The 6,827-nt window shown below is 60.6% G+C and carries 8 protein-coding genes; 4 read left to right on the forward strand and 4 right to left on the reverse strand.

Going from position 1 to position 6,827, the window contains the following annotated elements:
* Positions 1 to 148: 148 nt before the first annotated feature.
* Positions 149 to 961, reverse strand: coding sequence for a LytR C-terminal domain-containing protein (locus MHK00_RS05885; RefSeq protein ID WP_244261939.1), 813 nt, complete (start codon positions 959 to 961; stop codon positions 149 to 151).
* A 23-nt stretch (positions 962 to 984) separates the two neighbouring features.
* A complete protein-coding gene (locus MHK00_RS05890) occupies positions 985 to 1,260 on the reverse strand; it encodes a DUF3263 domain-containing protein (RefSeq protein ID WP_250410832.1) in 276 nt (91 codons plus the stop codon).
* On the opposite strand from MHK00_RS05890, the gene MHK00_RS05895 reads away from it, so the two are divergent.
* The 4 genes from MHK00_RS05895 (at position 1,259) to cls (ending at position 5,245) form a co-directional block, all read left to right on the forward strand.
* Complete coding sequence (locus tag MHK00_RS05895) at positions 1,259 to 1,882, forward strand: peptide deformylase (protein ID WP_200435706.1); 624 nt, start codon at positions 1,259 to 1,261, stop codon at positions 1,880 to 1,882. The genes MHK00_RS05890 and MHK00_RS05895 overlap by 2 nt on opposite strands.
* Entirely contained in the window at positions 1,882 to 2,871 is a 990-nt protein-coding gene (locus tag MHK00_RS05900; protein WP_250410833.1) for an N-acetylglutamate synthase, CG3035 family, read from the forward strand. Before MHK00_RS05895 ends, MHK00_RS05900 begins: the two co-directional genes overlap by 1 nt.
* 100 nt (positions 2,872 to 2,971) lie before the next feature.
* Entirely contained in the window at positions 2,972 to 3,781 is an 810-nt protein-coding gene (locus tag MHK00_RS05905) for an exodeoxyribonuclease III (RefSeq protein WP_005325598.1), read from the forward strand.
* Complete coding sequence (gene cls, locus MHK00_RS05910; RefSeq protein ID WP_005325597.1) at positions 3,782 to 5,245, forward strand: cardiolipin synthase; 1,464 nt, start codon at positions 3,782 to 3,784, stop codon at positions 5,243 to 5,245. It abuts the gene before it with no gap.
* A gap of 155 nt (positions 5,246 to 5,400) precedes the next feature.
* Here cls and MHK00_RS05915 read toward each other — a convergent pair whose 3' ends face one another.
* A complete protein-coding gene (locus tag MHK00_RS05915) occupies positions 5,401 to 6,084 on the reverse strand; it encodes a DUF2262 domain-containing protein (RefSeq protein WP_250410834.1) in 684 nt (227 codons plus the stop codon).
* 49 nt (positions 6,085 to 6,133) lie between these two features.
* Positions 6,134 to 6,827, reverse strand: a 694-nt coding sequence (locus MHK00_RS05920; protein ID WP_436232070.1) for an IS3 family transposase, incomplete at its 5' end; no start/stop codon positions are given.

Genomic DNA, 6,827 nt, shown 5'->3' on the forward strand with positions numbered 1-6,827 from the left:
CGTGAATTTTATTTAACCTGTTCGCACCGGTGGACGGGCGGTCGCGGAAAAGTTCAGATCACAAAAAGTCCAAGGCATTCGGCCGAAGAACTATGGTACTTGCTCTTCGGCCGGGGGCCTTGGACTTTAAATTAGGTGCGCGGCTTGCTTAGGCCTGCGGTACCGCCAGGGCGACGACGACGGCGCCGTCATCGGTTGCTTCCTTAGGCAGGTCGCGGTTCATCGGAGCGATATCGGCCTGGTAGCGGGCGGCTACCTCCTTGGCCAGAGCCTCAGCGGAGGCATCGCCTTCTGGGAAGAAGACGGTGGTCTTCGGAACGGTGAGGACATCGCCCGGCAGGTTGCCCACGTAGCCAACCTTGAAGCCGCCGCCCTTGAGGGAATCGGCTTCCTTCTTGGCCTTGTCTACCTCGCCGGAGTTATTGAGGACGCTGACCTTAATATCGTTGCGGTCGCGCGCGGCGGAATGGGCGTTTTCCTCGCCTGCGGCGGCATCTCCCTCGGCCGCGGCTCGCTCATCGGCAGCGCCGGAAGCGGCCGGGTTGCCTGCGCCGTCGCGTTCGCCCTCACCTGGCGCCGGTGCGGGGGCAGGGGCGCTCGCGCCCTCGGAAGCGCCTGGCGCGCCAGGGGCACGGGAACCTGCGGCGTCGGGGCCGGCAGAACCTTCAGGCGCGGCACCGATGGTGGAACCGGTGGAGTTTTCCTGCGTGCTCTCAGACGCCACGGTGGAGTCATCGTCGCCCGAGGTCATGGAGTACAAAGCCCAGAGGCCGAGCATGACGGCCACGGCGATGAGGACCATCGCCAGGCCGCGCAGCGGAAGGCCGCCCTTTTTAGCGTGCGCGCCGCCGCCAGCGGGGCGCTGCTTAGCAGCACTGGAAGCGGAGGCGCCGGCAGCAGAGCCGGCGCGGGTTTCGTCGGATACCTTGTCGGTCGAATTTTCCGGATTCACATTAGTCACATACGCAACACTAGTACTCAGAATTAACTATCTGGGGTATTTCCCCGCGCGGCGTGCCGCGTGTCTTCTCGCTCCTCGCGCAGGCGCCGCAGCCGTGCAACCAGAAGGGGATGGGATTGGGCGGCCGCGGGGGCGTCGAGAAGCAGGTTTAGGCGCTGGTGGTAGCGCACCGGGGAGATATCCAGCTGCGCGCGGATGGCTTCTTCCTTGCGGCCGATGCTGCGCGGCGCGGTTTCCTCGAAGTCCAAAATGGCGGCGTCTAGGTCAGACAAGGGGTTCATGCCTAAACTGTAAGGCATGACTATTCGCCCCATCGTTATCCACGGCGAGACCGTGCTTCACGAACCCACCCAACCGGTGGAAGAATCCGAGATTTCCACCCCGGAAATGCAGCAGCTCATCGCGGACATGTATGAAACCATGGACGCCGCCAATGGCGTGGGCCTGGCCGCTAACCAGGTAGGAATTGGCAAGCGCCTCTTTGTCTACCACTGCCCCGATACGGATGGCCCCAATGGCACCGAGCTGCCATCCGAGGAGGCAGGCATGCGCAAGGGCTGCGTCATCAACCCCGTGCTGGAAACCTCCGAGATTCCAGAGACCATGCCTGCCGACGACGGCTCCGATGACGAGGGCTGCCTCTCCGTGCCGGGCGAGGGCTTTCCCACCGGCCGCGCCGACTGGGCGCGCGTGACCGGCAAGGACGAAAACGGCAATGACATTTCCGTCGAGGGTTATGGCTTTTTCGCCCGCTGCCTGCAGCACGAGACCGGCCACCTCGATGGCTTCCTCTACACCGATACCCTCATCGGCCGCTATAAGCGCCAGGCCAAGAAGGCCATTAAGCGCCACGGCTGGACCGAGCCGGGTTACTCCTGGTTACCGGGCGAGGACGCCGATCCCTTCGGCCACGACGACTAATGTCACGCATTTTCCGCTCCGATGCCGTCCAGGTAGGCGAGCGCGTGGTGGCCCGGCGCGATTTCGGCGGCGTCCATAGCGATGTCATCGGTCACGTACTCAGCCTCGACCCGCTGGTCATTCGCCCACAAGAGGTCGGCGGCTACCCCTCCGACCTGGAGGCGGTGGAGATCCCGCCGGAGCAGCTAAAGATCATCAAGCGCCTCTCTCCACGCATGGTCCGCAATTCCGATATCCGCGCCGTGGAGGTTGCCGCGGCCGCGGCTTTCCCTGGCACGGACCACGCCTGGACCAGCGACGGTTCCTGGCTGTTGCGCGCGAGCGACGGGGTTTCCGGCCGCTCCAACTCTGCCGTGCCGGTGGGCCCTTCGGCCGGCTTCACTCCGGTGCCACTGGAGGAGATTAAGGCCTTCTACGCCCGCCACAATCTGCCGGTGCGCCTATTGGTTCCGGAGCGCATTGGCAAACCGGCCGAGCGCCTGCTCGCCGACCCAGCTTGGGAGACCGAGCCAGAAATCCTCGCCATGGTCCTGAGGGATCTGCCCACGCTTGCCGACGCCCCCTCTACCTCCCCCACCTTCCACCTCACCGCCCAGCCCGACGACGAGTGGCTGGCGATGTATCAATCCCGCACCGATGCCCTTCCTGCCAACGCGTTGCAGAGCCTTGGCGCTCACATCGAGGGACCGCTCGGCTTTGGCCGCCTGGTCCTCGATGGCGAGACCGTCGCCATCGCCCGCGGCACCCTGAGCGAATCCGGCGATGGCACCACGTGGCTGGGTCTTTCTTCCATCGAAGTGGCCGAGGACTTCCGCCGCCGCGGATACGGAGCGCTCGCGCTCCAGCATTTGCTGCACTGGGGCCACAACAACGGCGCTGAGCACGCGTACCTCACCGCGCCGACCTCGAATATCGCCGGCGTGCGGCTGGCGGAGAAGCTCGGCTTCATCGAGCAGCACCGGCGCATCTACGCCCGCCTGCGCGACTAGCTCTCCGCGCTGCGGACTTCCGGTCTGGGCGGTGAACGTTATGGGACTCCTTGTGGGCTGGGTAGTGAGCTTGACTCACTACCCAGGTAACCTATGTGGCATGCGCATCGCCACGTGGAATATTAACTCCGTCCGTACCCGCACACAGCGGGCGCTGAACCTTATCTCCAAGCACGACATCGACGTTTTGTGCCTGCAAGAAACTAAGGTGAAAGACGATAAGTTTCCACGCGAGGTCTTCGAGGATGCGGGTCTCCATGTCACCTGCCACGGGCTCAACCAGTGGAACGGCGTGGCCATTGTGTCCAAGGAAGAGCCCGAGGACGTCTTTATCGGCTTTCCGGGCCAGCCAGGCTTTGCCAAAGATCCAGAAAAGCCGCAAGACCGTGAGGCCCGAGCACTAGGGGCTCGCATCCGTGGCGTAGAAATCTGGTCACTCTACGTGCCCAACGGCCGCGAGATCACGGATCGCCATTATGACTACAAGCTGGACTTTCTCTATCACTTGGCGCGCTATGCGGAAAATCATGCGCAGTCCAAATTGCTTATGAGCGGTGATTTCAATATTGCCCCGCGCGATGAGGACGTGTGGGATATAGAGGCCTTCCGTGGCAAGACGCATGTCACCGAGCCAGAGCGCGCCGCGTTCCAGATGCTGGAAGAAGCAGGCCTCGAGGAAGTTACTCGCCGGTTCACGGAGGACCAGCGCTATACCTACTTCGATTACAAGGGCATGCGCTTCCAAAAGAACGAAGGCATGCGCATCGACTTCCAGTTGGCTTCAGCCCCGCTTGCCCAGCACGTGACCGGCGCGCAAGTAGACATGGTCGAGCGCGCCGGCGATAAAACCTCCGATCACTGTCCGCTTCTCGCAGATTACAATCTGCCCGATTTCAATTCCGTGCGATAAATGTCTTGGTCTCTTGATCTCAGCTTCTGGCAGCTCGTATTCCTGATCCTTGATTACGGCATCAAGATCATTGCCGTTGGCTTCGTGCCCGAAGGCCGCCGACCTTCCAGTTCAACCGCGTGGCTGCTGGCAATTCTGGTGCTGCCGTTTATCGGCCTGCCGCTGTTTTTGCTCATGGGCTCGCCGTATATCAACCGGCGTCGCCACCGCATCCAGCAAGAAGCCAATGAGAAGATTGAAAACGTCACAGCCCGCACCCCGGATCATCCGCAGGGCCTCCTTTCGGCGGAAGTAGAGTCGGTTATTCGGCTTAACCGCGAGCTGACTGGGTTCCCAGCATTGGTGGGCCATAACCTTGGCCTGCACGCGGATTATGACGAGTCCATTCGCGCCATTGCCGCCGCTATTGACCGCGCCGAGAAGTATGTATCCATCGAGATCTACATCCAGTCCTGGGATGAGACCACAGACGTCTTCTTTGAGTCGCTGCGCAGGGCTACCGCCCGAGGTGTAAAGGTGCGCTTGCTCTTGGATCAGATCGGCAGCTTCAAGTACAAGGGCTACTTCAAGCTGGGCAAGCGGCTAACGGAGATTGGCGTCGACTGGCATCTCATGCTGCCCATCCAGCTGCACAAGGGCCGCTTCCGCCGCCCTGACCTGCGCAATCACCGCAAGCTGGTGATTATCGATGGCAAGGTGGGCTTTATTGGCTCGCTGAATATGATTAAGCGCCAGTACAAGACCAAGGACCGCTACTGGATTGACTACATGGTGGAGCTTTCCGGCCCGATTGTGACCTCCATGTCCGCAATCTTCGCCGTGGATTGGTACCTCGAGGCAGAAGAGAACCTGCCACTGGATGAGCTGCCATATGACGACGCCCAGACTGCCGACGCCAACCACCTCCAGATAATCCCCTCCGGGCCGGGTTACACCACTGAGCCCAACCTGCGCATGTTCAACTCCCTGGTACACCACGCCAAGGACCGGCTGGTACTGTGCTCGCCCTACTTCGTCCCGGATGAATCCCTACTGGAGGCCGTGACCACCGCCTGCTACCGCGGCGTGGACGTGGAACTTTATGTCTCTGCCAAGGCGGACCAATTCATGGTCAACCACGCCCAATCCTCCTACTACCAGGCGCTGCTGGAGGCGGGCGTGCACATCTACCAATTCCCCTATCCCTTTGTTCTGCACTCCAAGTTCATCATCACCGACCCGGATGACCCCGGCCGCGATCCGCTGTGCATGTTCGGCTCCTCCAATATGGACCCGCGCTCGTTCGGCCTAAATTACGAATCCACCATGCTGGTGGCCAAGGGAGACCTCATTGACCAGTTCAACCAGCTCGTATCCAACTACCGGGCCGTATGCCACGAGCTGACCCTTGAGGAATGGAATGAGCGCGGATTTATCCGCCGCTACGTGGATAATGTCATGCGTCTTACCTCCGCGTTGCAATAAAGCGGGTACTGGCTGCAACGGCTTCAGCGAAGACTGCGCATATTTACCCACCCGAAGGCACTTCAACCTGCGGGTTTATCGATTTTCCCAGGTAGCTTATAACTATATCCCTGTAGATCTATACCCCGAGCCGATCAACCAACAAAACCGTCATCTTAGACGTCCATCTCGATCGAGGTGGGAGTTCCGTCCCTCTTCGTCTTCACCGTCACGGGGTGCCCTCCGAACATGTACCCGTCGTCGAACTCGACACCAACGTTTCCCCTGTGGGGAATGTTCACCACAGTCGGAGTCAGCTTGGCGTAGACGTCCTCCACCCCGAGTTTCGGGGCGGGTGTCGGCCTCCCTTCCGCCTCGGCCACATCGTGGCGCCACCGGTTCGCGGCCGGAAGCGCTTTTTCGGCCCCCAGCATGCGCGCTTTATCGAGGTACTCCTGGGAGAGGACGTTGTTGATGAAGTTCAGCGCCGACTTGAACTTCTTCGCCATGTTCCCCTGGCCCGCGAGGAGCAGTTCCGGCCCCTCGTACCACATACTGACCTTGACGCCGAGGTCGTCCGCTTTACCCTCGAAACTCGGGAACGTCCGGTCAAGGACCAGTTGTCCGATATTGGCCTCCAGGATCACCGGTTCGGCAGTCTTGGCCGAGAGTTCTTCCATCTCTGGGTCGGGCAGCGGGTCAAGCATTTCCCAAATGGTGACGTAGGGTTCCTTCCTTATATCGGAAAAGAAGTAGCTACCCCGCGCGCGATACACCTTGAACGGCTCCAGATCGGCGATTTCCCGCGGATCCCAGAGCGTCTTTCCCTGCCGGGTGTGAAACAGGTGCGGGTAACGCACATGTGGGGTTGACCGCAATTCGTGGACACGTAGTGGGGCTACCTAGTGCTTAGGCAGCTATTTCTTTTCTACTGGTGGTTAGACCAATGTGGTTTTCGAAGTCGACGGGACTGACCATTCCTAGTGCAGAGTGCCGGCGCCGACGGTTGTAAACGACTTCCATCCAGTAGGCAACGGCCTTGCGCGCAGCATCGCGGGTAGGCCAACGCTTACGGTCGTAGAACTCGGTTTTAAGCGTCGACCAGAACGACTCAGCCATCGCGTTATCAAAGCACACACCAGTACGCCCCACAGACTGAGCAATGCCCAGGTTATGGCAGACTTCCCAGAGCTTCTCGCTGGTAAATTGCGTTCCGCGGTCAGCGTGGAACACCAGCCCATCAGGAACGTCACCGCGCAGTGTATGTGCCATCCGCAGGGCCCGTTCGACCAGGCATGTATCTTGAACGCTATCCATTGCCCATCCCAGCACCCTGCGGGAATGGCCGTCGCGGACCGCACACAAGTACAACCATCCCTCGCTGGTGCGTAGGTAGGTAATATCCGACATCCACACTCGGTTGAGCTCACCAGTATCAAACATGCGCTTGACCAGGTCAGGAAGAGCTGACTTACGCTTGGATTGAATCGTTGTCACCGGGACAAAGGCACGCGGTGAAATCCCTTCAATTCCCATCAGGCGCATCCGCTTAGCCACAGTCTTGCGATTCAGGGTGATCTGGTAGCGCTCGGTAAGTTCTGCG

Source organism: Corynebacterium tuberculostearicum (assembly GCF_022347385.1).
Taxonomy (GTDB): Bacteria; Actinomycetota; Actinomycetes; order Mycobacteriales; family Mycobacteriaceae; genus Corynebacterium; species Corynebacterium tuberculostearicum_M.